This is a genomic window from Catenulispora sp. EB89 (genome assembly GCF_041261445.1).
Taxonomy (GTDB): Bacteria; Actinomycetota; Actinomycetes; order Streptomycetales; family Catenulisporaceae; genus Catenulispora.
Map to the genome: position 1 here is coordinate 293,346 of NZ_JBGCCU010000004.1, position 24,893 is coordinate 318,238.

Sequence of the window (24,893 nt, forward strand, 5' to 3'; positions counted from 1 at the left end):
GTCATGTCCTGCCGTGCTGCGTTTCCGGTCCCGCTCAGGCCACTCCGGCGGCTTCGGCCGCGGCCGCGGCGTCGGTGCCGGTGCCGGACTGCGGGCCCCGCTGCGGACCGGCCGCGGCCCCGGCCTGCTTGCGCGGCAGCCAGGTCAGCGACACGATCGCGGCGAGGAAGGCCACGATGGCCGAGATCGTCACGGTCATGTGCATCGCGTGGATGAACGCCGCGTCGGCCTGCGGGTAGAACCGGGCCAGCGCCGGGATGTGCTCGCCGGCACCCTTGGTGGCCTGGATCGAGCCGTCGATGTCGTGCAGCGTCGAGGCGTTCGGGATCACGGTCTTCAGCGGGCCCTCCATCCGGCTGCGGTACGCCGTGGTGAGCAGCGTGCCCAGCACCGCGACGCCGAGCGCGCCGCCGACCTGCCGCACGGTGTTGCTCACCGAGGAGCCGACGCCGGCCTTCTCCCGGGGCAGCGAGGTCATGATCGTCGTGGTCGCCGGCGGCATCACGTTCGCCATGCCCATGCCCTGCAGGAAGAAGATCAGCAGCAGCAGCCAGGCCGCCGAGGTCTGGTTCACGAACTGGTACATCAGGAACGTGACGCCGATGGTCACCATGCCGAAGGTGGACACCGCGCGGGCCCCGAAGCGCTGCACCAGGCGGGCCGACAGCGGCGAGAAGATCAGCTGCGCCAGCGCGAACGGCGTCAGGAACAGACCGGCCTTCAGCGGGGTGTAGTTCAGCACCGACTGCAGGTAGAAGGACAGGAAGAACAGCACGCCCATCATCGCGAAGAAGGACAGGCCGACCAGCATCACCGAGGCGGAGAACGGCCGCGAGCTGCGGAACAGCCGCACGTCCAGAGCGGGGTGGTCGGTGCGCAGCTCCCAGTACACGAACCCGGCGGACAGCAGCACCCCGGCGGCCAGCGAGCCCCAGATCTGCGGGTTGCCCCAGCCGACGTCGGCGCCGCGGATGATGCCGTAGACGAACACCACGATCCCGGCCATCGACAGGAACACGCCGAGCGGGTCCAGCCTGCCGGGCTTGGGGTTCCTCGAGTCCGGCACCAGGATCGTCATCGCGATCAGCGCGATCACGATGATCGGCACGTTGATCAGGAAGACCGAACCCCACCAGAAGTGGTCCAGCAGCAGGCCGCCGAGCACCGGGCCGATGGCCACCCCGAGGCCGACGCCGCCGGCCCAGATGCCGATCGCCTTCGGCTGCTCCTTGGGCTCGAAGACGTTGGCGATGATGGCCAGCGTGGCCGGCATGATCGCGGCGCCGAAGAAGCCCATGGCGGCCCGGGTGATGATCAGCGTCCCGGGGCTGCCGGCGTAGGCGCACAACACCGAGGAGATGCCGAACCCGACCATGCCGGCCATCAGGATCTTCTTGCGCCCGAACCGGTCGCCGACGATCCCGAAGGTGAACAACAGGCCGGCGAAGACCAGCGTGTAGGAGTTGATCGCCCATTCCAGATCCGACTGCGAAGCCCCCAGACCCGGCTGGTGCGGATCGTTCTTGGGCTGCGAGATGATCTTCAGGGCGACGTTGAGGATCGTGTTGTCCAACACGACCACGAGCAAGCTGAAAATGAGTACACCGAGGATCGCCCACCGGCGCCTCTGCAGGGTCTCCCGATCCATGTTCCCCTATCCCCTCGATCGGTGCGGATCAGATACGGAACGCACCCGTATCGATTTCCTGCGGCGACTGTACGCCGGGGCTTATCGAAACGCAACCGTTCCGTATTGAATTCCGAGGGGCACGTGCGGGCTGGTCAGGCGCCGGAGCGGACGCCCAGGCCGCCGCCGGGGTCCATCGCGCAGATCGCCCGGGAGGCCGGCTGCGATTCCAGGACGATCTGACGCCGCTCATCACCGCGCGGACGGGTACCACGGAACTGGCGGCCCGCGCGGTGATCGCGACCGCCTTCGCCTGCCTGGACGCCGCGACGATGACCTGGGTCGGCAACGACGGCGACGGCGACGTGATGGACCTGTACGACGCTTGCCTGGCGGCCGTGCAGCAGCGCTAGCGAACTGCTCTGCCGCCCTACCGATACGTGTCCGCGGACCCGCCGGAAACCTGGTCGATCAGCGCGGTCAGCCGGTCCCGGAACCCGAGTCGCGGACCGCCCCGGCCGCCGCGGCGGCCGTCGCCCTCCCCCGCCGTCGAGGCGAGCAGGTGCTGCGCGGCGTCGAAGCCGGGCACGATCCCGTTCTCCGGCACCAGGAGCGCGTCGTGCGAGATGGTCAGCAGTTCGCTCGAGGTTTCTTCGTCCTCTGCGAGGGTCAGGATCGCCGCCCCGCGCCGGCGGGCGTCGTCGACGCGCTCCAGCAGCGGTGCGCCGGGGTCGTCGGGCGCCACGATGAACACCGCCTCGCCCTTGCGGGCCTGTTCCAGCCGGGCCAGCGGCACCGCCAGGTGCGGGGGCGCGCCGTCGGGGACCTGGTGCCGTACCAGGGTCGGCGCGAGCTGCGGCAGGTTCGCCAGCCCGGCCTCGGTGTCCAGGTGCGCGGCGAGGTGCCAGGGCTCCTCCTCCGGGGTGCCGACGAGCAGCAGGCCGCCGGGGCTGCGCGGGGCGCGGATGAGGGTGCGGGCGAAGCCGCGACATTCGCCGAACCACGGGGTGCCGCTGACGAGTTCGCGGAGGAAGGTGGTCTGCTCGGCATCCATGGCATTCATACTGCCGGTCCGGGCGCCGCCAGGACACCCGGACCGGGATATTCAGTGTGGACCAGTGTGGACCAGGGTGGATCAGGGCTCAGTGGTACGAGTGCGACTCGTCCGGGTACGCGCCGTGCACCACGTCACTCGCGAACGCCCGTGCCGCGTCGCCCAGCAGGGCCCGCATGTCCGCGTACTGCTTGACGAACTTCGGCACGCCGCCCGGCGTCAGCCCCGCCATGTCGGTCCAGACCAGGACCTGCGCGTCGGTGCCGGCTCCGGCGCCGATGCCGACGGTGGGGATGTCGATCTCGGCGGAGACCCGCGCGGCCAGCTCGGCCGGGACCAGCTCCAGCACGATCGCGAAGGCGCCGGCGTGCTGGAGCGCTTTGGCGTCCGAGATCAGCTTCTCGGCCTCCTCGTCGCCGCGTCCCGCTATCCGGTAGCCGCCCAGGACGTTCACCGACTGCGGGGTCAGGCCGATGTGCGCCATCACCGGCACGCCGGCCTGCACCAGCGCTTCGACCTGCGGCAGCACCCGGCGGCCGCCTTCGAGCTTCACCGCGCCGACCCCGGACTCCTTCATGAACCGCGACGCGGTCTCCAGGGCCTGCGCGGGCGAGGACTGGTAGGAGCCGAAGGGCAGGTCGCCGATCACCATGGCGCGCTTGGTGCCGCGCACCACCGCACCGGAGAGCATGACCAGCTGGTCGACGGTCACCGGCACGGTGTTCTCGTAGCCGAGGTGGTTGTTGCCCGCCGAGTCCCCGACGAGCAGGACCGGGATCCCGGCCTCGTCGAAGACCCCGGCCGTGAGGGCGTCGTAGGCGGTGAGCATGGCCCACTTCTCGCCCTCGCGCTTGGCCTTGGCCAGGTCCCGGACGGTGACCCGGCGCCCCGTGCCGGTCCCGCCGTAGAGCGAGAGCTTCGGCTGGGCGGCTGCGGATGTGGCCGATGATGTCGGCGATACTGCGGATTCCTGCGTGGCGCTGCTTTCAGCGGTCATGCTGGTTTCTCCTTGAAGAGACGACTCGAGGCGCCGAAACGGCGTACCCGGACGAGGCTGATCGTCTCACGCCGCGCATCCCTTGTTAAGAGGTCCCGAGCACCCGCGCGACCCACGCGTGACTCCCCTCACACGCGTGGAAAGTCGTTTGCAGAGCGTGGGCACCGGCCCGAACAATCGGCCGCGTGACCGGAGATCCAGCGGCGTCCGGCGACGCGCCCCCACAGGCCCGCACGCCCCGACGCCGTCGGTGGCGCGAGCTGAGTGTCGACCTCACGCCGCTGCGGGTGTCGCGCGACTACCGGTTCCTCACCGCCTCGTCGGTGATCTCGGGCTTCGGCTCGTTCCTCACGTATGTCGCGGTCCCCTTCCAGATCAAGGAACTCACCGGATCCGCGCTCGCAGTCGGCCTGCTCGGTGCGACCGAGCTGGTGCCGCTGGTGGTGTGCGGACTGTGGGGCGGGGCACTGGCCGACGCGATGGACCGGCGCAAGATGGTGGTGGCGACCGAGGCCGCCGCGGCGCTGTTGGCGGTGCTGCTCCTGGTGAACGCGCTGCTGCCGCATCCGGCGCTGTGGCCGATCTACGCGCTGACGGCCGCGTTCGCGGCGGCGAACGGCCTGCAGCGGCCCTCGCAGGAGGCGATCGTGCCGCGCATCGTGCCGCCGGACCTGGTGGTGCCCGCCGGGGCGTTGCAGTGGATGCTGGGATCGTTCACGCAGATCGCGGGGCCGGCGGTGGGCGGCGTGCTGGTCGCCACGACCGGGCCGACGGTCTCCTACCTGGTCGACGCCGCGACGTTCGTGATCTCCGTCGGCTTCCTCCTGCGGCTCAAACCGTCGCCCCAGGGCGAGGACGCGGAGGAAGCCAGCCTGCGCGGGATAGCCGCCGGATGGCGTTACGCGCGCAGCCGCCAGGAGCTGATCGGGACCTACGTCGTGGACATCGCGGCGATGGCGTTCGCGATGCCGACCGCGCTGTTCCCGTTCCTCGCCGACCATCTGCACGCCTCGTGGTCGCTGGGGCTGCTGTACGCCGCGCCCGCCGTCGGCTCCGCGCTGGTCTCGCTCACCAGCGGCTGGACGAAGCACGTCCACCGGCACGGCATGGCGGTGATCTGGGCGGCCGGCGCGTGGGGCGTGGCGATCGCGCTGGTCGCGGCGACCCAGCAGGTGTGGATCGTCCTGGCCTGCCTGGCCGCCGCCGGCGCGGCGGACGCGGTGAGCGGGGTGTTCCGGATGTCGATCTGGAACCAGACCATCCCCGACGCCCTGCGCGGCCGGCTGGCCGGGATCGAGATGCTGTCGTTCTCCACCGGACCGATCCTGGGGCAGGTGCGGGCCGGGTCGATGGCGGCGTTGCGGGGCCCGGTGTTCTCGGTCGGGTTCGGCGGCGTGGCCTGCGTCGGGGCGGTGGTGGGGCTGGCGGCGTGGCTGCCCGGGTTCCGGCGCTACGACGCGCGCACCGACACCCACGCCGTCGCGGTCCGGGCCGAAAGGCTGGCGGCCCACGCTGAGCCCTCCCTATGATCGAAGGCCTTACGGGGCCGAACAGGGGGTTGACATGGACGACGGGGACCGGAGTGTGCCGCCGTGGGGCGTGCCGCCGGATACATCGGGGGATTCCGGCGGGCCGCCGCCGGGCGGGGCCTGGCAGGGCAACGGTTTCGGGGGGCCGAACGGACCGCAGCAGGGCGGGCCGGCACAGGGTCAGGCGCAAGGACAGTCGCAGGGCCAAGCGCAAGGACAGTCGCAGGGGCAACCGCAGGGTCGGCCGCAGTGGGGAGCGCCGGGGGAATCGCAGGGTTCGATGACGTCGTTCCCGCTCGCGGCGACCGGCGCGTACGCGGCCGTCCGTCCGCCGGAGCCGCCGCCGATGCAGGCCGCACCGCAGGCGCCGCCGCCGATGACATCCTTCCCGCTCGCCGCGACCGGCGCCTACCAGGCGGTCGGGCAGCAGGGCCGTACGGACCTGTCGGCCAGCGGGTTCGGCGCGGTTCCCGGGATGGCGCCCGAGCCGGGCCACCAGTTCGGAGGCCCGATGGGGCCCGGCGCCCCGAGCGGCCCGTTCGCCCCGCCGGGACCGGCCGGACCGGCCGGAGCACCGCCCTCTGGCGGGACCGACAAGCGTCGCAGGGCCCTGTTCATCGGCGCCTCGGCGCTCGCGGTGGCCGGTGTCGCCGCCGGCGCGATCGCGTTCGCCACCAATGGTGGCGGCAAGAAGCAGCCGGGACCGGCGTCCGCGACGGCGTCCGGCTCGGCGCAGGCGGCCGCCTCCACCGGCGCGACCGGCCCGGGCGGCCAGAACGTCAGCGGCCCGGGATCCCCGTCGTCCAGCCGCAGCGGACAGAACGTGCCGAGCAGCACGCCGTCGTCCTCGAAGCCGGTCGCCGCGCCCGCCCCGGACCTGCTGCACTGGCGCCTGAACGACAAGGTCGGCAGCACCACGGCCGCCGACGGCTCCGGCAAGAACCACGTGGGCGCGCTGTCCGGCGCCGCCGGATTCTCGACCGCGCACGGCGGGTCCGCGGAGTTCAGCGGCCCGGCGAACCAGATCAAGGGCGGCCAGATCCAGACCAAGGGCCCGGCGGTCGACACCACGAAGAGCTTCACGGTCTCGATGTGGGTCGACCAGACCGGCCTCAGCACGCCCACGAAGTTCGCGGCCGCGTTCAGCCAGGACGGGCCGCAGTGCTTCGCGTTCACGTTCAGCTACTCGACGGAGTCCAAGACCTGGTCGTTCGTCCGGTCGGAGTCCGACAGCGCCAACCCCAAGACGGTCAACGCCGGCGCGACGGGCCCGACGCCGATGAACACCTGGGTCAAGCTCACCGGGGTCTACGACGCGCAGGCCGGGACGATCGCGTTCTTCGTGAACGGCGTGCCGCAGGGCGGGCCGGTCAAGACCGGGTCGGCGCCGTACGCCGCGACCGGGCCGTTCGCGATCGGGCGGAGCTGGTACGGGAAGTACGTGTCGAACCCGTTCAAGGGATACATCTCGGACGTGCAGGTGTTCAGCCGGGCGCTGTCGGCCGACGAGGTGAAGGCGTTGTAGCGGCTGTGGACTAGCGGACCAGCGGTGAGCCCGGACACCACGCGGGTGTCCGGGCTCATCGCTAACTGTCGGCGTCCGCGGCCTCGTCCGCCTTCTTCCACGCCTCGTTGCGCTCCTGCACGCGTTGCAAGGCGTGTTCGGCCTCCTCCTGGGTCGCGTACGGCCCGAGGCGGTCCTTGGCGGCGCAGGCGCCCGCCGGCTCGACCAGGCCGTGCTTCACGCAGTAGTACCAGCCGTCGTCGTCCGGCGGCTCGCCCTTCTTGGTCCAGCGCATCGCACTCTCCCTGCTGTCACCGGGTGCCTAGACTGTCTGACTATGGCGACACTCGTACCCGGCACCGTCTCTCCCACTCTGCCCGTCCCGGCGTCGATCAAGCGACCGGAGTACGTCGGACGCAAGGGGCCCAAGCCGTACACCGGCGGTGAGGTGCAGGACGCCGAGACCATCGAGAAGATGCGGGTGGCCTCCCGGATCGCCGCCGACGCGCTGGTGGAGACCGGCAAGGCGGCCAAGCCCGGCATCACCACCGACGAGCTGGACCGGATCGGGCACGAGTACCTGCTGGACCACCGCGCCTACCCCTCCACGCTGGGCTACAAGGGCTACCCGAAGTCGATGTGCACCTCGGTGAACGAGGTGATCTGCCACGGCATCCCGGACACCACGGTGCTGGAGGACGGCGACATCGTGAACGTCGACATCACCGCCTACATCGGCGGCGTGCACGGCGACACCAACGCCACCTTCGAGGTCGGCACCGTCGACGAGGAGTCGCACCTGCTGGTGGAGCGCACGCGCGAGTCCCTGGACCGGGCGATCAAGGCGGTGCGGCCGGGGCGGCCGATCAACGTCATCGGCCGGGTGATCGAGAGCTACGCCAAGCGCTTCGGCTACGGCGTGGTCCGCGACTTCACCGGGCACGGCATCTCCACGGCCTTCCACACCGGCCTGATCATCCCGCACTACGACGACCCGCACGCCACGCTGGTGATGCGGCCGGGGATGACGTTCACCATCGAGCCGATGCTGACGCTGGGGACCGCCGACTACGAGATGTGGGCGGACAAGTGGACGGCCGTGACGCGGGACCGGAAGCGGACCGCGCAGTTCGAGCACACGATGGTGGTGACGAACGACGGCGTCGAGGTGCTGACGCTGCCGAGCGGGGAGTGAGCCGCGCGGGTCGCCGGTGACGGTGGTCCTCGAACCTCAAGTCGCGCTCAAACCGGGCTCAGGCCGTGCTCAGGCTGTGCCCGGACAGCGCCGACGGCACTGAGGCCGTGCACAGACGGCGCTCGACCGCCCTCAGGCCGCCTCAGGCCGCCCTCAGGCCGCCGAGAACTCCGCGAGCACGTCGGCCAGCACCTCCAGCACCACCACCGCGTCCGGCAGCGGCGTGCCGTCGGCGGGCCAGTACACCCAGCGCGCCGTGTGCCCGGACATGCTCACCGACGGCGGCACGAAGACGTAACTGCCGCGGTCGTGCCAGCGCAGTCCGGGGTGCTCCTGCAGGGTCTCCGGGCGGCAGTCCAGGGAGCTGGACCACCACTCGTCCTCGTCGACGTCGTCGGTATCAGGGTTCGTACGCGGCGCGGTGAAGAACAGGTAGCGGCCGTCCACCTCGGCGACCGGCCCCGGGGCCGTGCCGGCGACCAGGATGCGGCGCAGCGCGTCGGCGCCGGCCTGTTCCGGGACGTCCAGGACGGAGTGGGTCTTACCGGTCGGCGTGACGTAGTTCGCCTCGGGGTGCCGGACGCGCCACAGCGCCAGCCGTTCGGGGTCGGTGCTGGCCTCGACCTGCCACGCGCGCGACAGCGGATGCGCGGCCGGCTCGGGGCAGCCCAGGCGATCGCAGCTGCACGAGCCGTCCCGCGGGGCGGCCGCCGGGACCACCGCAAATCCCGCCGCGACCAGCCGGTCGAGCGGATCCAGGAGCCCTTCCGAGCGCAGCCCATCGAGGGAAGCGGCGTGCTCGCGCTTCCGGTTCTTGGCAGGTCGCCAGCTCCTCGGCACCCAAGCCCCCTGACGTGGTCGAAGGCCTAACGCGGTAAGGGTCAGGATACCTCGCGGTAACCGGGTCTTCGTCAGGGGGTGCCAGTGGGGCGAAGCGTGGCGCGGGTAGCGTGTGCGCGTGACCACACCTCCGGAGGCGAACCAGCCCGCCGCCGCCGACCGCCGCATCCCGTTGGCCGGCACCTTCAACGTCCGCGACGTCGGCGGCTACCCGGCCCTCGGCGGCACGGTGCGCGCCGGCCGGCTGCTGCGCGGCGACGCCCTGCACCGGCTCGACGACCAGGCCCGCGCGACCCTCGCCGACCTGCCGGTCCGCACCGTGGTGGACCTCCGCGAGGACTTCGAAGCCCGGCTGTCCCCCGACGCCCTGGAGGGCACCGGCATCGCCGTGCTGCGCCTGCCGGTCTTCCGCTTCACCGGCGACTCCTTCGGCCGGGCCCCCGAGGACCTGAAGTCGGTCTACGACCACATGGTCGACGACTGCGGCGCGGTCCTGGCCACCGCCGTGGGCCACGTGGCGACCCCGGACGCGCAGCCGGTCCTCGTGCACTGCTCGGCCGGCAAGGACCGCACCGGCGTGGTGGTCGCGGTGGTGCTGTCGCTGCTCGGCGTCCCGGACCCGGTGATAGCCGAGGACTACCACCTCACCAGCGCCTACCTCGCCGAGGAGTTCACCCAGGCCGTCGAGCAGCTGCAGGCTTCCACCGGCCTCGGCCAGCGGCTGAACGGCCAGGCGCTGGCGTGCCCGCCGGAGCTGATCCTGGCGACGCTGGAGCGGATGCGCGCCGCGCACGGCTCGGTGGAGGGGTACTTGCTGGCGCACGGGTTGACGGCGGAGCAGATCGCGGAGCTTCGCAGGAGTCTGATAGAGCCGGGCGACGGCTGACGCGCCTGCCGGCGGCCTACCCGACTACCTGCTGGACAACGGGGTCTCTGAAGCGGACCTCGCCGCCTTGTACTCGCGACTCGCCGAGTGACAGAACTCACATATCGGTGAGCACACCGGCGCGCTCACCGACCGCAAGTCAGCCGCCGAACCCACCGGCCCGCCGCCGCGCGAGCAACCGCCTACATCTCCGGCTGCCGCACCGCCGACTGGATCGTCCCGACCACCTCGCCGAAGCCGATGCGCGTGCCGTTCGGGCCCGGCGCGACGCCGCCGATCGCGACGGTGTCGCCGTCCACCAGGAAGGTGCGCGTCGAGCCGTCGGCCAGGGCCAGGGGCTCGGTGCCGTTCCAGGTCAGCTCGATGAAGGAGCCGCGCTGTTCGGGCAGCGGGCCGGAGACCGTGCCGGAGGCGTAGAAGTCGCCGGTGCGCAGGCTGGCGCCGTTGACCGTCATGTGGGCCAGCTGCTGGGCCGGGGTCCAGTACAGGCCGGCGAAGGGCGGGGTGGAGACCGTGTGGCCGTTGAGCTTCACGTCCAGGTGGATGTTGTAGCCCCAGGTCTCGCCCTGCAGGTACGGCAGCGGGACCGGGTCCTGGTAGGGCGGCGCGACGCGTGCGTGCTGCAGCGCGGCCAGCGGCACCACCCACGGGGAGACGGAGGTCGCGAACGACTTGCCCAGGAACGGTCCCAGCGGGACGTACTCCCAGGCCTGGATGTCGCGCGCGGACCAGTCGTTGACCAGCACCACGCCGAAGACGTGGTCCTGGAACTGCTCGACGCGCACCCCGCCGCCGAGCGGCGAGGGCGTGCCGACCACGAAGCCGACCTCGGCCTCGATGTCCAGGCGGACGCTGGGCCCGAACCGCGGCTCCTGGTCGGTCGGGGCCTTGCGCTGGCCGGAGGGCCGGACGATCGGGGTGCCGGAGGGCACGACCGTGCCGGAGCGGCCGTGGTAGCCGATCGGCAGGTGCTTCCAGTTCGGCATCAGGGCCTCGCCGTCCGGCCGGAAGATGCGGCCGAGGTTGGTGGCGTGGTCCTCCGAGGAGTAGAAGTCCACGTAGTCCGCCACCTGGAACGGCAGGTAGAGCACCACGTCGGTCAGCGGAACCAGCAGCGGCTCGACGGCCTTGCGGCGGTCGGGGTCGGTGAACAGCTCGGTGAGCCGCTCCCGCACCGCCGCCCAGGCCGGCGCGCCGAGCGCCATGAACGGGTTCAGGGTGCCGATCGCGAAGTACGCCGCCGGCTCCTCGATGGTGCCGTCCAGCAGGCCGGCCGCCGCCAGCGCGCCGAGGCTGACGACGAAGTCCCCGATCCGGGTCACCACGTGCGCCGGCCGCTCACCGTGGGTCGCGACGCCGTAGGGCAGGTTCTCGACCGGGAAGTCGGTCGGGTCCGGGAGCGGGACCCAGGTGGGCTGTGTCATAACCGTCCTTGCAGTCCTTCTACGCGGTGGGCAGCAGACCGAGCTTTGACAAGTCATCGATCGGCTCCTGGAAACTACAGGAGCCGAAGCCGTGGAACAGATCCCGGGTCCGGGCCGTGTCCTCGACCGTCAGAGCTTTGACACGTTCGGCCAGGTCGGCGCCGTCCGTGACGGCCAGGACCGCCGCCACGTCCTCGATCTCCGCGCCGTCGCTCGCGCGCTCGGCGGCCAGCAGGACGTTCACGAAGCCGTGGTGCGTGAACCCGGTTGCGGCGTCGGTGTGCCGGACCGCGTTGTGCAGCCCGGCCGTGCACTTCAGCCCGAGCTCCAGATCCGCGCAGCCGACCAGGAACTCGGCGACTGCCAGCGGGGTCGGGAACGCCTCGGCGGACAGGCCGCCGGTGCGCAGCTTGGCGTGCAGCAGCTCGCGGCCGGTGACCGTGGGGAGCAGGGAGCGCATGTCGGCGGGCGCGATCTCGATGTAGGCCTCGACGCCGTAGGGCAGCCGCCGCTCCAGCTCCTCCAGGCGCTCGCCCGGATGGCGGATCTCGGCGGCCTCCAGGATCAGCCGGTCGTCGTCTTCGAGCTCTGCGAAAGCCGCGAGCAGACCGTCCACGCCGGTGTCGGCGATCAGGCCCAGACGCAGGCCCGCGTCCTCGTCCAGCAGCGGTTTCAGGTCGGCGAGCTTGGAGACCGGGCACAGGAAGCGGCCGAGCATGCCGCTGTGGACGCCCGCGTCGTAGGCCAGGTGCGCGGGCACCGCCTCGGGCATCGGGGCGTCGCCGGGCGGGAACAGCGCCGCGTCGTCGATCAGCTCTGCGAACAGGACGCCGAGGGCGCCGGGGTCGGCGGTTGACATGACCGCCACGGTAGCCCATGGTCGAAGAGAGCGGACAGTGACGTCCGATTATCGAACACATTCCAGCCCGGAGCGGCTGAGACAGTGAAGGGGACGGCGGCGATGCCCTACTACCGCGCCGTGGGCGAGATCCCGCACAAGCGCCACACCCAGTTCCGCCGGCCGGACGGCGCGCTGCACTCCGAGGAGCTGATGGGCGTCGAGGGTTTCTCCTCCGACTCCGCGCTGCTGTACCACGTCGGACTGCCCACGGCGATCGTGGACTCCGCGGAGTGGGAGCCGCCGGGGCCGATCTCGTCCGCGGTCGCGAACCGGCCGCTGAAGCCGCGGCACTTCCTGACCCACAAGCTGGACGGCTCCGGCTTGGACGCCGTCACCGGCCGGCATCTGTTGCTGGGCAACGGGGACGTGCGCCTGTCCTACGTCGCGGCCACCGAAGCTTCTCCCCTGTACCGGAACGCCATAGGCGACGAGTGCGTGTACGTGGAGTCCGGGTCCGGCGTCGTGGAGACGTCGTTCGGCGCGCTGGCGGTCGGCCAGGGCGACTACGTGATCCTGCCGACGTCCACGATCCACCGCTGGGTCCCGGCCGCGGGCTCCGGCGAACCGCTGCGGCTGTTCGTGATCGAGGCGACCGGGCACATCGGCCCGCCGAAGCGCTACCTGTCGGCCAAGGGGCAGTTCCTGGAGTCCTCGCCGTACTGCGAGCGGGACCTGCGCGGGCCGAGCGAGCCGCTGCTGGCCGAGGGCTCGGACGTGGACGTGCTGGTCCGGCACCGCGCCGGCGGGACCCGGCTGACGTACGCGCACCACCCGTTCGACGTGGTCGGCTGGGACGGCTGCCTGTACCCGTACGCCTTCAACATCGCCGACTTCGAGCCGATCACCGGCCGCGTGCACCAACCGCCGCCGGTGCACCAGACCTTCGAGGGCCCGAACTTCGTGATCTGCTCGTTCGTGCCGCGCAAGGTGGACTACAACCCGCTGTCGATCCCGGTGCCGTACAACCACCACAACGTCGACTCCGACGAGGTGCTGTTCTACACCGGCGGGAACTACGAGGCGCGGCGCGGATCCGGGATCGGGCAGGGCTCGATCTCGCTGCACCCGTCGGGCCTGACGCACGGCCCGCAGCCGGGCGCGGCGGAGCGGTCGATCGGCGCGGAGTTCTTCGACGAGCTCGCGGTCATGGTGGACACGTTCCGGCCGCTGGAGATCGGCGAGGGCGGCGTGGCGTCGGAGGACCCGGGGTACGCCTGGACGTGGTCCGGGCGGCACAACGGGGCCTGAGAGCGTGACGGGGGCCTGCGAGCGCGGGGCCTGATGTCTCGGAGCCGTCCTGACCGCCGGAAGCGCTGACGCCCCTGCGAAGGGACGGCCCGGCAGACCGTTGAGGCGGCCCGGGTTCGGGTAGCGTCACCATGTGCTGAGAAGGACTCTGGCCGCCCTCGGGTGCGCGGCGCTGCTCGCCGGTCTCGCCGTCGGCGCGCCCGCCGCAGCCCGCGCCGCCGACCGCGCCGCCGTCCACGCCACCGCCGCTTCGTGCCCTGATCCGGGGTTCGATCTCCAGGCCTCGCGCCTCTGGGACGCCGCGGGCACCAAGGGCAGCGGCGTCACCATCGGCGTGGTCGGGGCGCCGGACCGGGTCGCGGAGGCGGCGTGCGCGATCAGCGCACTGGCCCCGGACGCGACCGTGGTTTCCGGCTCGGCGACCGGGGCGATAGTGGTCGTCGCGGACACCTCGGTCGATCCCGCGTCGATCGGCGGCCAGGCGCTCCTGATCGCGGCGGCCGGCGACACCGGGGGCCCGATGACCCAGCGTCCGCAGGGCGTCGTGAACGTGGCCTCGGCGCAGGTGACCAAGACCGCGCAGCCGTCGTCCGCCTGGGGCGAGCAGATGACGCTGGCGGCGTTCGGCAACGACACCTCGACCGCGGCCGGCTACGTCGCCGCACTGGCCGCGATCCTGCGCGCCGACCACGGGGACTGGCCGGCGCGCCAGGTCGTGGCGCAGATGGCCGGCTCGATCTACGGGGCGTCCGGGGCCAGGCACGACGACCGGCTGGGGTACGGGGTCATCCAACCCGTGCAGGCGGTGAGCACGGACCCGCCGGTCGATCCCGAGTCCCTGCCCGGGTTCGACGCGCTGTTCCCGGTGAACCAGCCGCCGCGGACCGGTGCCTCGCCGAGCACTCGGTCGGCGCCGACGAGCGCGGCGTCCGGGGCTTCCGGCGCTCCGTCGTCGAATTCCTCAACGGCGGCCACCGGATCTCCTTCGGCCCCGCAGACACCGCAGACCTCTGCGCCGGGCACCACCGACACCGCCAACATCTGGCCGACCAAGCCGGTCTTTCCCACAGGTCCCTCGAACGGGTCACACGCGGCAGCCGGCAGCGGCGGCGGATCAGGGGGCTTCAGCCCGATCCTGTTGATCGGCTTCGTCGTGATCCTCGCTGGTGGCGGGTACGTCCTGTGGCAGCGGCGGCGTCAGCCCAAGCCCGCGCCCGGAAAACCGGAGGCGGAATGGGAGGCTCCCAGCGGTCCCCGGCATTCGGGATACAGCCCACCGGAAGAATGATCGTCCGCTAAGTTGTGGCCCATGCCGCAAAACCACCGGGGCCCGCAGGAACCCAGAGGTTTCTCCCCTAACGTGTCCGGCATGAATGGCGACGAGGCGCCGACGGAGTACATCCCGCGGATAACCGACTCCCCCTCGCCCGCCGAGGCGCAGACGGAGTACATCCCGAAGATCGTCCTCACCCCGCCCCCGCCGTCCGAGTTCCCCGGCGAGAACGGATACCCGGCAGCACAGCCGGAATCCGAGCCCGAACCCGGTCCCCGGTCGGCGCGCGGCTCGGCCCGGGTCGCGCGGCAGGCGCAGCGCAAGCTGGTACTGCTGTCCAGCGTCGGCGAAGTGCTGATCACGCTCGGCGCGGTGATGGCGCTGTACGTCGTCTACACGCTGTGGTGGACGAACGTGGAGGCGCACAAGGCCGCCAACGCCGAGGCCAACCAGATCCAGCAGCAGCTGAAGCCGGCCGGGCCGAGCGGGACGCCGAAGTCGGCGTTCGCGCCGAGCGAGGGCTTCGCGCTGATGACCATCCCGGCCATCGGGAAGGACAACATCCCGGTGATGCAGGGTGTGGACAAGGAGAAGGTGCTCGACAAGGGCGCCGTCGGGCACTACACCACGCCTGCCACCGCGATGCCCTGGGACCCGACAGGGAACTTCGCCGTGGCGGCGCACCGGCGGACGTACGGCGAGCCGTTCCGGTACATCAACCAGCTGCGAATCGGCGACCACGTCGTCGTGGAGACCACGCACGGCTGGTTCGTCTACGCGCTCGACAAGGAGCTGCCGCAGACCGACCCGACCAACATCGGGACGATCGCGCCGATCCCCAAGGGCGGGCCGTTCACCAAGCCCGGCCGGTACATCACGCTGACGACGTGCACGCCGGAGTGGGCCTCGACGTACCGGCTCATCTGGTGGGGACACCTGGTCCGGGTCGATCCGCTGAACGGGCCCGCGCCGGCCGAGCTGAAGGACGCCAACCGGCACACGTGACGGTGCTCTTGACACGGTTGACCTGCGCGATTCTTGGATTCGAGACCCTGCCCGCTACCATGGACCGAAATCCAAGCGAACGCTGCGCGGGACAGGTCACCTAGAAGCCGGTCGGAAACCGGCTTCCGTCATGTGACGCAGAACGCAGTGGCCCGGGGTGAACGACTCCCGGTCAACCACTTCAGGCGCGGCTATCGCCTACCTGGTCATCCAAAACTGGAACCAGGCCGCCTTAGTGACCGTTCTGTAGTACCGCTGCGGCGCAATCCATGCGCTCGCACGCCCCTGAGAACGTGTCCGTTTTCAGAAGGGCTTTATCAGCCATGTCTGCAATCACCCCTGAGAATGATGTCGTGCGCGAAAGCGCCGACGTCGACGAGACTTTTGCTCTGGAGAGCGACGAGGTTCTGGAGAGCGACGCTCTCGAGACCGACGCTCTTGAGACCGACGAGGTCGCGGACCTCGACGAGACCGAAGACCACGACGAGGACGACGACGAGCTCGAGGGCCTGGACGAGGTCGAGACCGTCGACACCGACGCCGCCGGCTCCGAGCCGGTCGCGTTCACCGAACTGGGCCTGCCCGAGGAACTGGTGAAGAAGCTCGCCGAGAACGGCGTGCAGAACACCTTCCCGATCCAGGCCGCGACCATCCCGGACGCGCTGGCCGGCCGGCACGTGCTGGGCAAGGCCCAGACCGGCTCCGGCAAGACCCTGGCCTTCGGCCTGGCGGCGCTGGCGAACCTGAAGGGCAAGCGGGCCCGCAAGGGCAAGCCGCTGGCCCTGGTCCTGGTGCCGACCCGCGAGCTGGCCATGCAGGTCAGCGACGCGCTGCAGCCGTACGGCTTCGCCGTCGGCGCGGACATCGCCTCGGTCTACGGCGGCGCGCCGATGTACAAGCAGGTGTTCGCGCTGCGCCGCGGCGTCGAGGTGCTGGTGGCCACCCCGGGCCGGCTCACCGACCTGATCGAGCAGGGCGAGTGCGACCTGTCCCAGGTCGAGATCGCGATCCTGGACGAGGCCGACCAGATGGCCGACATGGGCTTCATGCCGATCGTCTCGGAGCTGCTGTCGCAGACCGACCCGGCCGGCCAGCGCCTGCTGTTCAGCGCGACGCTGGACGGCGCGGTGGACGAGCTGGTCCGCCAGTACATGACCGACCCGGTCCTGCACTCGGTCACCCCGGACAGCGACGACTCCGCGCAGATGGACCACCACCTGCTGATCGTCGAGCCGGCGGACAAGGCCCTGGTCACCGCCGAGATCGCGGCCCGGCACACGCCCGGCGACGACGACGGCCGGCGCACCATCCTGTTCGCCCGCACCAAGCTGGGCGCGGACCGCATCGCCGAGAAGATCCGCGAGGCCGGCGTCTCCGCCCTGGCCCTGCACGGCGGCATGACCCAGCGCGCCCGCACCAAGACCCTGGCCGACTTCAAGGACGGCCGCGTCCCGGTCCTGGTCGCCACCGACGTCGCCGCCCGCGGCATCCACGTCGACGGCATCGACCTGGTCCTGCACGTCGACCCGGCCGGCGACCCGAAGGACTACCTGCACCGCGCCGGCCGCACGGCCCGCGCCGGCGAGAGCGGCACGGTCGTGACGCTGGTCCTGCCCAAGCAGCGCAAGAGCACGGTCCGCCTCCTGGAGTCGGCCGGCATCGACGCCGAGCTGACGAAGGTGACCCCGAGCTCGGAGGCCCTGCGCGAACTGACCGGCGGCCGCCCGGTGGCGGAGTACGTCGCCGAGGCCGACGCCTACCACGCGGCCCGCCGCGCGGCGCGCGAAGCCCGCCTGGGCGGCGACGACCGCCGCGAGGGGCGCGACAACCGCGACGGCTTCCGCGGCGGCCGCGAGGGCTTCCGCCCGGGCCGCAGCGAGTTCCGTCAGGACCGGGACCGCTTCGACCGCGGGCACCGCGACGGGCGCGGGTTCGGTGGCGGCGAGCGTGGTTCGGAGAACCGCGGCACCGGCTTCGGTGGCGAGCGTCGGTCGTTCGGGGACCGGGACGGTGCGCAGGGTCGCACCGGCGGGTTCAACCGGGACAGCCGTGGCGGGTCTGAGGGCCGCAGCGGTGGCTTCAGTGGCGAGCGTCGGTCGTTCGGCGACCGCGATGGCGCCCAGGGTCGCACCGGCGGGTTCAACCGCGACAACCGCGGCACCGAGGGTCGCAGCGGTGGGTTCAGTGGCGAGCGTCGGTCGTTCGGGGACCGGGACGGTGCGCAGGGTCGCACCGGCGGGTTCAACCGCGACAACCGCAGCTCCGAGGGCCGTACCGGCGGTTACAGCGGCGAGCGTCGCTCGTTCGGCGACCGCGACGGCGCCCAGGGTCGCACCGGCGGGTTCAACCGGGACAACCGCGGCACTGAGGGTCGTACCGGTGGCTTCAATCGGGACAGCCGTGGCACTGAGGGTCGTACCGGCGGGTTCACCGGCGAGCGTCGCTCGTTCGGCGACCGCGACGGTGCGCAGGGCCGCACCGGCGGGTTCAACCGGGACAACCGCAGCACCGAGGGTCGTACCGGTGGCTTCAATCGGGACAGCCGTGGCACTGAGGGTCGTACCGGCGGGTTCAACCGTGACAGCCGTGGCACCGAGGGTCGTACCGGCGGTTACAGCGGCGAGCGTCGCTCGTTCGGCGACCGCGATGGCGCCCAGGGCCGCACCGGCGGGTTCAACCGCGACAACCGCAGCACCGAGGGGCGTACCGGCAGCTACAACCGCGACAACCGTGGCACCGAAGGCCGCACCGGCGGCTACACCGGCGAGCGCCGCTCGTTCGGCGACCGCGATGGCGCCCAGGGCCGCACCGGCGGGTTCAACCGCGACAACCGCAGCACCGAGGGCCGCACCGGCGGCTACAACCGCGACAACCGCAGCTCCGAGGGCCGTACCGGTGGATTCAACCGGGACAGCCGTGGCACCGAAGGCCGCACCGGCGGCTACAACCGTGACAGCCGCGGCACTGAGGGTCGCACCGGCGGCTTCGGCGGCTCGCAGGGCCGCAGCTACGGCAACCGCGACGATCGCGGTGGCTTCGGCAACCGCGACAACCGCGGCGGCACCGGCGAGCGTCCCTCCTTCGGCGACCGCGACAGCCGCCCGAGCCGCGACGACGAGCGTCGCACCTTCGGCGAGCGCACCGCGTTCGGCCGCCCGCGCGGCGGCTACAGCAACGAGCAGCGGGACAACCGCCCGCCGCGTGACCGTCGCTGGTGATCGCTGAGCACCGATCGAAGTACTGGTTGAAGTACTGACTGAGTAACTGGCAAGGGACCGCGCACCGTGCGCGGTCCCTTTCAGCTTTCCCAGCTCGTGGCAAAACGCAGGGGCCCCGCCCGAAGGCGAGGCCCCTGCGCCGTGCGACAGCGAATGAACTACTCAGTGATGCCCGTGCCCGGCCTCGATCTCCTTGTACTCCTCGACCGTCGTCTCGACGTTGTCGGAGAACATCGCCTTGGAGGCCTTGGCCCGCAGCTTCAGCGCACGGTTGCCCGGGCGCTCGACGCCGTTCTCGTCCGTGGCGGGGCCGAGTTCCAGCGGCTTCTGCACTTCGTGCGCGGTGAGGCGGTAGCGCTCGCCGGCCGACAGCGGCTCGTGGACCTCGGTGAACTCCCCTTCCAGCGAGACCTTGATGATGCCGGTCTCGCGGCCGTGGAGGACCTTGTCCTTGTCGCGCCGTTGCAGGCCCAGGGCGATGCGCTTGGTGCACCAGAAGGCGATCACCGGGCCGAGGAACACCAGGACGCGGAACGTCCAGGTCAGCGCCTCCACCGAGAGGTGGAAGTGGGTCGCGATCAGGTCGTTGCCGCCGCCGAGCCACAGGATGCCGTAGAACGTGATGCCGCCGACGCCCAGGGCGGTGCGGGTCGGGCGGTTGCGCGGGCGGTCCAGGATGTGGTGCTCGCGCTTGTCGCCGGTGATCCACTGCTCCAGGAACGGCCACACGGCCAGGGCGGTGAACAGGATGCCCGGGACGACCAGCGAGGGGATCAGCACGTTGAAGGACAGCGTGTGGCCCCAGATGTTCCACTCCCAGTTCGGCATCATGCGAAGGGAGCCTTCGAGGAAGCCGATGTACCAGTCTGGTTGGGAACCCGCGCTGATCTGGTCCGGTGTATATGGCCCGTAGGCCCAGATCGGGTTGATCTGCACCAGGCCCGCCAGCAGGAAGACCACGCCGAAGATCACGAACATGAACCCGCCGGCCTTGGCGGTGTACACCGGCAGCAGCGGCAGGCCGACGACGTTGTCGTTGGTCTTGCCCGGCCCGGCCCACTGCGTGTGCTTCTGCACGAACACCAGGATCAGGTGCGCCGTCACCAGGCCGACGATCAGCGCCGGGATCAGGAGCACGTGGATGGTGAACAGCCGCGGGATGAAGTCGTGCCCGGGGAAGTCGCCGCCGAACAGGAAATACGACACGTACGTGCCGACGATCGGGATCGACAGAATGACGCCCGAGGCGATGCGCAGACCGGTACCGGACAGCAGGTCGTCCGGCAGCGAGTAGCCCGCGAACCCTTCCAGCAGGCCCAGCACCATCAGCGTGAAGCCGATGAGCCAGTTGATCTCGCGCGGCTTGCGGAACGCACCGGTGAAGAAGATGCGCAGCATGTGCACCATGATCGCCATGATGAAGATCAGGGCGGCCCAGTGGTGCACCTGGCGCATCAGCAGGCCGGCGCGCACGTCGAAGCTGATCTTCAGCGTCGAGGCGTACGCGTCGGACATCGACACGCCGTCGAGCGGGAAGTACGAGCCGTGGTATTCGACCTCGCTCATGCTCGGGTTGAACCACAGCGTCAGGAACACGCCCGACAGCAGGATCAGGATGAACGAGAACAGCGCGATCTCGCCGAGCAGGAAGCTCCAGTGGTCCGGGAAGACCTTCCGGATCAGGTTCTTCGAGCCCTTGTAGATCCCGAGCCGCTCGTCCGCCCAGTTGGAGACCGGGTCGGTCTTCACTTCCTCGTTCTCGCCTGCGGCCCCGTGCGCCGGGGCGGTCGTGGCGCTCATCCGCGCTCCCAGAAGCTCGGGCCGACCGGCTCCCGGAAGTCGCTCACGGCGACCAGGTTGCCGTCGGCGTCGACCGTGATCGGCAGCTGCGGCAGCGAGCGCGCGGCCGGGCCGAAGATGACCTTCCCGTCATCGGAGAGGTCGAAGGTCGACTGGTGGCACGGGCACAGCATGTGGTGCGTCTGCTGCTCGTAGAGCGCCACCGGGCAACCCACGTGGGTGCAGATCTTGGAGAACGCCATGACGCCGTCCACCGACCAGTCCCACTGCTTCTTCTTCTGCGCCTCGGAGCCCTTCAGGGCCTCCTGCGGCAGCCGGACGACCAGCACCGCGGCCTTGGCCAGGTTGTCGATCCGGTTCTCCGGGTCGTCGGCCAGGGCCGCCGGGTTGGCCAGCGCCAGGGTGCCGACGGAGACGTCGGAGACCTTCAGCGGCTGCCCGGTGTTCGGGTTGACCAGCTTCTGGCCCGCGGCCCACAGCGTGTGCCGCAGGTTGTCCTTGGGCATCGGGCCCAGGTCGCGCAGCAGCCACACCGCCGGCAGCGGCAGCACCATCATCGCGGTCAGCAGCGAGCGCCGGATCAGCGGGTACTTGGTGAAGCCCGAGTCCGCGACACCCTGCTTGAACTCCGAGACCGCGAACGCGCGGGACTCGGGGTCCGACTTCATCGGGTGCCGCTCCTGGACCAGGTCCACGTCGGTCATCAGGGTCCGGGCCCAGTGGATGGCGCCGCCGCCCAGGGCCAGGAACGCGATGCCCAGGCACAGGCCCAGCGCCAGGTTGTTGGCGTTGACCGCGCCCAGGCCCGTGATGTGCCCGGTCACCCTGGAGTTCGGGATGAACGTGTAGCACACCATCGACCCGATGATGCCCGCGATCGCGACCAGGAACAGGCCCGCGACCTGGCGCTCGGCGCGCTTGGCGGCCCTGGGGTCGAGGTCGGTGACCCGGGGCCGGTAGGCCGGCAGACCCGGGTCCTGGAAGGGGTTCTCCACCGCGGCGTCCTTGGTCAGGGTGCCGTGGCCCGCCCCACCGGTGTTCTCTGGCAGGTGGTCCGTTTCCATGTCCCGATCAGTCATTGTCGGTGGCGTCCTTCCCGGTGGTCGCCTCGAAGTGGGCGACGCGGGCGCGGGACGCCTTGGTGGTGTGCGCGCCGATCCAGCAGGCGAACACGATCAGCAGGCCCAGCACGATCGTCCAGACGAACAGGCCCTCGGAGACCGGGCCGATCGAGCCCAGGTCCAGCCCGCCGGGGTTGGCGGTGGTCCGGGTCTGCACGAGGTAGGCGATGATGTCCTTCTTGTCCTGCGGGGACATCACGCTGTCGTTGAAGATCGGCATGTTCTGCGGGCCGGTGAGCATGGCCTCGTAGATGTGCTTCGTCGAGGTCTCACGCAGCGACGGCGCGAACTTGCCGTCGGTCAGCGCGCCGCCGGCCCCGGCCACGTTGTGGCACTGGGAGCAGTTGGTGCGGAAGAGCACCCCGCCGTTGGACACGCTGGCGGCGTTGGTCGGATCGGCGGCGTACAGCGACGGGTCCGGGACGGCCGGGCCGGCGCCGAGCGAGCCGATGTAGGCGGCCATCGCGTCGATCTGGTCCTGCGTGAAGATCGGAGGCTTGCTGGTGACCTGCGGGCCGATCTGCATCGCCGGCATGCGGCCGGTGCCGACCTGGAAGTCGACGGCGGCGGCACCGACTCCGATCAGCGACGGGCCCGAGCCCTGCACGCCCTGGCCCTGCAGGCCGTGGCACGAGGAACAGGTCGACTGGAAGAGCTTCTGACCCTCCGTGAGCTGCTCCGGCGTGACGGCGGCCGAAGCCGACGCCTTCGCCTTGGCAGAGCCCAAGGTGGCGTAGGTCGCGCCGATGACACCCAGCGCGAGGAAGAGGACGACGAACGCGGCCAGCGGATGGCGCCGTCGTGCCGAAAGCGTGTTCACGACAGAGGATTCCTTACCGATTCCACTGGTCCGGACTACTTCATGATGTAGATGACGAAGAACAGGCCGATCCACACCACGTCGACGAAGTGCCAGTAGTAGGACACGACGATCGCGGAGGTGGCCTGGTCATGGGTGAAGCGCTTGGCGAGATAAGTCCGGCCCAGCACCAGCAGGAACGCGAGCAGACCGCCGGTGACGTGCATACCGTGGAACCCGGTGGTGAGGTAGAACACCGACGTCCACGCGTTGTGGCCGATCGTGTAGTTCTCCTTCACCAGGGCCGAGTACTCCCAGATCTGCCCGGAGACGAAGACCGCGCCCATGATGAACGTGAGGATGAACCAGCTCCGCAGCTTCCGCACGTCCCCACGCTCGGCCGCGAACACGCCCATCTGGCAGGTCACCGAGGACAGCACCAGGATGGTGGTGTTCGGCACGGCCAGGGACATGTTCAGGTGCTTGGCCTGCTCCACGAAGTACTGCGACCCGTGCACTGAGCGGATCGTGAAGTACATCGCGAACAGCGCCGCGAAGAACATCAGTTCCGAGCTCAGCCAGACGATCGTTCCGACGCTGACCAGGTTCGGCCGGTTGGGCAGGCGGTGGGCCTGCCCCGCTTGAGTAGTTGCAGTTGCTGTCGCCACGGCCGCCATTATGTCGTCACCCCATGGCGGCTCCGCGCCGGGGGTGGGTGTTAAGGAACCAGTGTCCTGTGTGTATGGGGCCGAACGAGTTAACGAAGGTCCGGATCAAGCAGTTCCCGGAAGGTCGGAACGGCAGTTGATCATGGACGAGATCGGGACCCCGACCGTCTGGAAGCGGAGCGAGCACGCCGAGTAAGCTCCCCTGCATGAACGCTGCTGACACTAACCAACAAGGGGTGCACGGCAACGCTGGTAGTGCCAGCGAGACCGCCATCAAAGTCCTCATCTACAGCGACGACTCCACCACCCGCGAGAAGGTCGTGCTGGCGCTCGGGCGCCGGGTGGCGGCCGACCTGCCGCCGATCAAGACCCACGAGTTCGCGACCCCGCTCGCCGTGGTCAACGCCGTCGACAACGGCGGCTTCGACCTGCTGATCCTGGACGGCGAGGCCACCCCGGCCGGCGGCATGGGCGTGTGCCGGCAGCTCAAGGACGAGATCTACGAGTGCCCCCCGGTCCTGGTGCTCACCGGGCGCCCGCAGGACGGCTGGCTGGCCACCTGGTCCCGGGCCGAGGCGTGGACGCCGCACCCGATCGACCCGGTCGCGCTGGCAGACTCGGTCGCGGAGTTGGTCCGGGCCCGGCTCGCCAAGCGCGTCTCCGCGTAGGGTTCGCTCTATAGAGAGGCCCTGGGCTTCTCTATAGATTCACCCAATTGAGCGTTCCGTAGAGACGGAGGCGACCCGCCGATGACCGAGCAGCGCACCTGGCCCGAGCTCCTGTCGGCGGCTCTGCGCCGCGACGACCTGTCGGTCGACGACGCCGCCTGGGCCATGGACCGCATCATGACCGGCGAGGCCACCCCGAGCCAGGTCGCGGGCCTGGCGGTGGCGCTGCGCGCCAAGGGCGAGACGGTCGACGAGATCGAGGGCTTCGTCCGCTCGATGTACACGCACGCGCTGCTCATCGACGTCCCCGGGGCCACCGTGGACATCGTCGGCACCGGCGGCGACCGCGCGCACACGGTGAACATCTCCACGATGTCGGCCATCGTCGCGGCCGGCGCGGGCGCGACGGTGGTGAAGCACGGCAACCGGGCGGCCTCGTCCTCCTCCGGCGCCGCGGACGTCCTGGAGCGCCTCGGCGTCCGCCTGGACCTCGCACCCGAGGCGGTGGCCCAGGTCGCGAAGGAAGCGGGCATCACCTTCTGCTTCGCCCCGGTCTTCCACGCCTCCCTGCGCCACGCGGGCGTCCCCCGCAAGGAACTGGCGATCCCGACCTTCTTCAACTTCCTCGGGCCCCTGACGAACCCCTCCCGCCCCCGGGCATCGGCCGTCGGCGTCTTCGACGAACGCATGGCCCCGATCGTGGCCGGCGTCTTCGCCCGCCGAGGCGTCGAAGCCCTGGTCTTCCGCGGCGACGACGGCCTGGACGAGATCTCGGTGGCCACCACCACGACGATCTGGACGGCCTCCGACGGCGAGGTGACCCGCGAGGTCTTCGACCCCCGCGACCTCGGCATCGCCTACTCCCCCATCAGCGCCCTCCGCGGCGCCGACCCGGAGTTCAACGCGGCCGTGGCCCGCCGCCTGCTGGCCGGCGAGCAGGGCGCGGTACGCGACGCGGTGCTGCTGTCGGCGGCTGCGGCCCTGGCGGCGCTGGAGCCCACGCATGAGCCGGTGACGGCACGGCTGGGCGCGGGGCTGGCGAAGGCCGCGGAGGCGATCGATTCGGGGGCCGCGGAGCGGGTGCTGGCGACGTGGGTCGAGGTTTCGGAGCGGTTGGTTCAGGAGCGGTAGGCGGA

Annotated in this window: 21 protein-coding genes; 10 read left to right on the forward strand and 11 right to left on the reverse strand. The window is 70.8% G+C overall.

Annotation, left to right across the window (positions count from 1 at the left end; genetic code table 11):
* Positions 1 to 34 precede the first annotated feature (34 nt).
* From ABH920_RS10965 to panB, 3 genes are all read right to left on the reverse strand, one after another.
* The gene (locus tag ABH920_RS10965; protein WP_370348796.1) at positions 35 to 1,648 is read right to left on the reverse strand and encodes an MFS transporter; all 1,614 of its coding nucleotides are present in this window, start codon (positions 1,646 to 1,648) and stop codon (positions 35 to 37) included.
* A gap of 409 nt (positions 1,649 to 2,057) precedes the next feature.
* Entirely contained in the window at positions 2,058 to 2,681 is a 624-nt protein-coding gene (locus tag ABH920_RS10970) for a hypothetical protein (RefSeq protein WP_370348797.1), read from the reverse strand.
* An 88-nt stretch (positions 2,682 to 2,769) separates the two neighbouring features.
* The gene (panB, locus tag ABH920_RS10975; RefSeq protein ID WP_370348798.1) at positions 2,770 to 3,678 is read right to left on the reverse strand and encodes a 3-methyl-2-oxobutanoate hydroxymethyltransferase; all 909 of its coding nucleotides are present in this window, start codon (positions 3,676 to 3,678) and stop codon (positions 2,770 to 2,772) included.
* A gap of 185 nt (positions 3,679 to 3,863) precedes the next feature.
* Here panB and ABH920_RS10980 point away from each other — a divergent pair, with 185 nt between their 5' ends.
* Both ABH920_RS10980 and ABH920_RS10985 read left to right on the forward strand, forming a co-directional pair.
* Positions 3,864 to 5,207 carry an MFS transporter gene (locus tag ABH920_RS10980; RefSeq protein WP_370348799.1) on the forward strand — a complete coding sequence of 448 codons (1,344 nt, stop codon included), beginning with the start codon at positions 3,864 to 3,866 and terminating at the stop codon, positions 5,205 to 5,207.
* A gap of 34 nt (positions 5,208 to 5,241) precedes the next feature.
* Positions 5,242 to 6,732, forward strand: coding sequence for a LamG domain-containing protein (locus ABH920_RS10985; RefSeq protein WP_370348800.1), 1,491 nt, complete (start codon positions 5,242 to 5,244; stop codon positions 6,730 to 6,732).
* 61 nt (positions 6,733 to 6,793) lie between these two features.
* On the opposite strand, the gene ABH920_RS10990 is transcribed toward ABH920_RS10985, so the two are convergent.
* Positions 6,794 to 7,006: a hypothetical protein gene (locus ABH920_RS10990; protein ID WP_370348801.1), complete on the reverse strand. Its 213-nt coding sequence runs from the start codon at positions 7,004 to 7,006 to the stop codon at positions 6,794 to 6,796.
* A gap of 42 nt (positions 7,007 to 7,048) precedes the next feature.
* On the opposite strand from ABH920_RS10990, the gene map reads away from it, so the two are divergent.
* Positions 7,049 to 7,906 carry a type I methionyl aminopeptidase gene (gene map / locus ABH920_RS10995; RefSeq protein ID WP_370348802.1) on the forward strand — a complete coding sequence of 286 codons (858 nt, stop codon included), beginning with the start codon at positions 7,049 to 7,051 and terminating at the stop codon, positions 7,904 to 7,906.
* Between the two features lie 153 nt (positions 7,907 to 8,059).
* On the opposite strand, the gene ABH920_RS11000 is transcribed toward map, so the two are convergent.
* A complete protein-coding gene (locus ABH920_RS11000) occupies positions 8,060 to 8,746 on the reverse strand; it encodes a bifunctional DNA primase/polymerase (protein WP_370348803.1) in 687 nt (228 codons plus the stop codon).
* A gap of 118 nt (positions 8,747 to 8,864) precedes the next feature.
* Here ABH920_RS11000 and ABH920_RS11005 point away from each other — a divergent pair, with 118 nt between their 5' ends.
* Positions 8,865 to 9,632 (forward strand): tyrosine-protein phosphatase, encoded by a 768-nt coding sequence (locus tag ABH920_RS11005; RefSeq protein WP_370348804.1) that lies wholly within the window; start codon positions 8,865 to 8,867, stop codon positions 9,630 to 9,632.
* A 182-nt stretch (positions 9,633 to 9,814) separates the two neighbouring features.
* On the opposite strand, the gene fahA is transcribed toward ABH920_RS11005, so the two are convergent.
* Both fahA and ABH920_RS11015 read right to left on the reverse strand, forming a co-directional pair.
* Complete coding sequence (fahA, locus tag ABH920_RS11010; protein WP_370348805.1) at positions 9,815 to 11,056, reverse strand: fumarylacetoacetase; 1,242 nt, start codon at positions 11,054 to 11,056, stop codon at positions 9,815 to 9,817.
* Positions 11,057 to 11,075: 19 nt separating this feature from the next.
* A complete protein-coding gene (locus ABH920_RS11015) occupies positions 11,076 to 11,915 on the reverse strand; it encodes a hypothetical protein (protein ID WP_370348806.1) in 840 nt (279 codons plus the stop codon).
* 102 nt (positions 11,916 to 12,017) lie between these two features.
* On the opposite strand from ABH920_RS11015, the gene ABH920_RS11020 reads away from it, so the two are divergent.
* The 4 genes from ABH920_RS11020 to ABH920_RS11035 all read left to right on the forward strand — a co-directional run bounded on the left by ABH920_RS11020 (position 12,018) and on the right by ABH920_RS11035 (position 18,701).
* Positions 12,018 to 13,205 carry a homogentisate 1,2-dioxygenase gene (locus tag ABH920_RS11020; RefSeq protein WP_370348807.1) on the forward strand — a complete coding sequence of 396 codons (1,188 nt, stop codon included), beginning with the start codon at positions 12,018 to 12,020 and terminating at the stop codon, positions 13,203 to 13,205.
* 133 nt (positions 13,206 to 13,338) lie between these two features.
* Positions 13,339 to 14,493 carry a hypothetical protein gene (locus ABH920_RS11025; protein WP_370348808.1) on the forward strand — a complete coding sequence of 385 codons (1,155 nt, stop codon included), beginning with the start codon at positions 13,339 to 13,341 and terminating at the stop codon, positions 14,491 to 14,493.
* A gap of 81 nt (positions 14,494 to 14,574) precedes the next feature.
* Complete coding sequence (locus ABH920_RS11030) at positions 14,575 to 15,483, forward strand: class E sortase (protein ID WP_370348809.1); 909 nt, start codon at positions 14,575 to 14,577, stop codon at positions 15,481 to 15,483.
* 353 nt (positions 15,484 to 15,836) lie between these two features.
* Positions 15,837 to 18,701, forward strand: coding sequence for a DEAD/DEAH box helicase (locus ABH920_RS11035; protein WP_370348810.1), 2,865 nt, complete (start codon positions 15,837 to 15,839; stop codon positions 18,699 to 18,701).
* Between the two features lie 162 nt (positions 18,702 to 18,863).
* Here the strand turns inward: ABH920_RS11035 and ABH920_RS11040 are convergent, their stop codons facing one another.
* From ABH920_RS11040 to ABH920_RS11055, 4 genes are read right to left on the reverse strand one after another with little or no spacing between them, the layout of a single operon-like run.
* Positions 18,864 to 20,501: a cytochrome bc complex cytochrome b subunit gene (locus ABH920_RS11040; RefSeq protein ID WP_370348811.1), complete on the reverse strand. Its 1,638-nt coding sequence runs from the start codon at positions 20,499 to 20,501 to the stop codon at positions 18,864 to 18,866.
* Complete coding sequence (locus ABH920_RS11045) at positions 20,498 to 21,580, reverse strand: Rieske 2Fe-2S domain-containing protein (RefSeq protein ID WP_370348812.1); 1,083 nt, start codon at positions 21,578 to 21,580, stop codon at positions 20,498 to 20,500. The genes ABH920_RS11040 and ABH920_RS11045 overlap by 4 nt, the downstream gene beginning before the upstream one ends.
* A complete protein-coding gene (locus tag ABH920_RS11050) occupies positions 21,573 to 22,442 on the reverse strand; it encodes a c-type cytochrome (RefSeq protein ID WP_370348813.1) in 870 nt (289 codons plus the stop codon). The genes ABH920_RS11045 and ABH920_RS11050 overlap by 8 nt, the downstream gene beginning before the upstream one ends.
* A gap of 35 nt (positions 22,443 to 22,477) precedes the next feature.
* Complete coding sequence (locus ABH920_RS11055; protein ID WP_370348814.1) at positions 22,478 to 23,098, reverse strand: heme-copper oxidase subunit III; 621 nt, start codon at positions 23,096 to 23,098, stop codon at positions 22,478 to 22,480.
* Between the two features lie 197 nt (positions 23,099 to 23,295).
* Here ABH920_RS11055 and ABH920_RS11060 point away from each other — a divergent pair, with 197 nt between their 5' ends.
* Positions 23,296 to 23,757 carry a hypothetical protein gene (locus tag ABH920_RS11060; protein WP_370348815.1) on the forward strand — a complete coding sequence of 154 codons (462 nt, stop codon included), beginning with the start codon at positions 23,296 to 23,298 and terminating at the stop codon, positions 23,755 to 23,757.
* An 81-nt stretch (positions 23,758 to 23,838) separates the two neighbouring features.
* Positions 23,839 to 24,888 (forward strand): anthranilate phosphoribosyltransferase, encoded by a 1,050-nt coding sequence (gene trpD, locus ABH920_RS11065; RefSeq protein ID WP_370348816.1) that lies wholly within the window; start codon positions 23,839 to 23,841, stop codon positions 24,886 to 24,888.
* The last annotated feature ends 5 nt before the right edge of the window (positions 24,889 to 24,893 follow it).

Bases quoted from the DNA above. Each gene is read 5' to 3' on its own strand.
- ABH920_RS10990 (WP_370348801.1), bottom strand. From the start codon at position 7,006: ATGCGCTGGACCAAGAAGGGCGAGCCGCCGGACGACGACGGCTGGTAC.
- ABH920_RS11060 (WP_370348815.1), top strand. From the start codon at position 23,296: ATGAACGCTGCTGACACTAACCAACAAGGGGTGCACGGCAACGCTGGT.
- trpD (WP_370348816.1), top strand. From the start codon at position 23,839: ATGACCGAGCAGCGCACCTGGCCCGAGCTCCTGTCGGCGGCTCTGCGC.
- ABH920_RS11055 (WP_370348814.1), bottom strand. From the start codon at position 23,098: ATGGCGGCCGTGGCGACAGCAACTGCAACTACTCAAGCGGGGCAGGCC.
- ABH920_RS10965 (WP_370348796.1), bottom strand. From the start codon at position 1,648: ATGGATCGGGAGACCCTGCAGAGGCGCCGGTGGGCGATCCTCGGTGTA.
- ABH920_RS10970 (WP_370348797.1), bottom strand. From the start codon at position 2,681: ATGGATGCCGAGCAGACCACCTTCCTCCGCGAACTCGTCAGCGGCACC.
- ABH920_RS10985 (WP_370348800.1), top strand. From the start codon at position 5,242: ATGGACGACGGGGACCGGAGTGTGCCGCCGTGGGGCGTGCCGCCGGAT.
- ABH920_RS11040 (WP_370348811.1), bottom strand. From the start codon at position 20,501: ATGAGCGCCACGACCGCCCCGGCGCACGGGGCCGCAGGCGAGAACGAG.
- ABH920_RS11030 (WP_370348809.1), top strand. From the start codon at position 14,575: ATGAATGGCGACGAGGCGCCGACGGAGTACATCCCGCGGATAACCGAC.
- fahA (WP_370348805.1), bottom strand. From the start codon at position 11,056: ATGACACAGCCCACCTGGGTCCCGCTCCCGGACCCGACCGACTTCCCG.
- map (WP_370348802.1), top strand. From the start codon at position 7,049: ATGGCGACACTCGTACCCGGCACCGTCTCTCCCACTCTGCCCGTCCCG.
- ABH920_RS11020 (WP_370348807.1), top strand. From the start codon at position 12,018: ATGCCCTACTACCGCGCCGTGGGCGAGATCCCGCACAAGCGCCACACC.
- panB (WP_370348798.1), bottom strand. From the start codon at position 3,678: ATGACCGCTGAAAGCAGCGCCACGCAGGAATCCGCAGTATCGCCGACA.
- ABH920_RS11045 (WP_370348812.1), bottom strand. From the start codon at position 21,580: ATGACTGATCGGGACATGGAAACGGACCACCTGCCAGAGAACACCGGT.
- ABH920_RS11015 (WP_370348806.1), bottom strand. From the start codon at position 11,915: ATGTCAACCGCCGACCCCGGCGCCCTCGGCGTCCTGTTCGCAGAGCTG.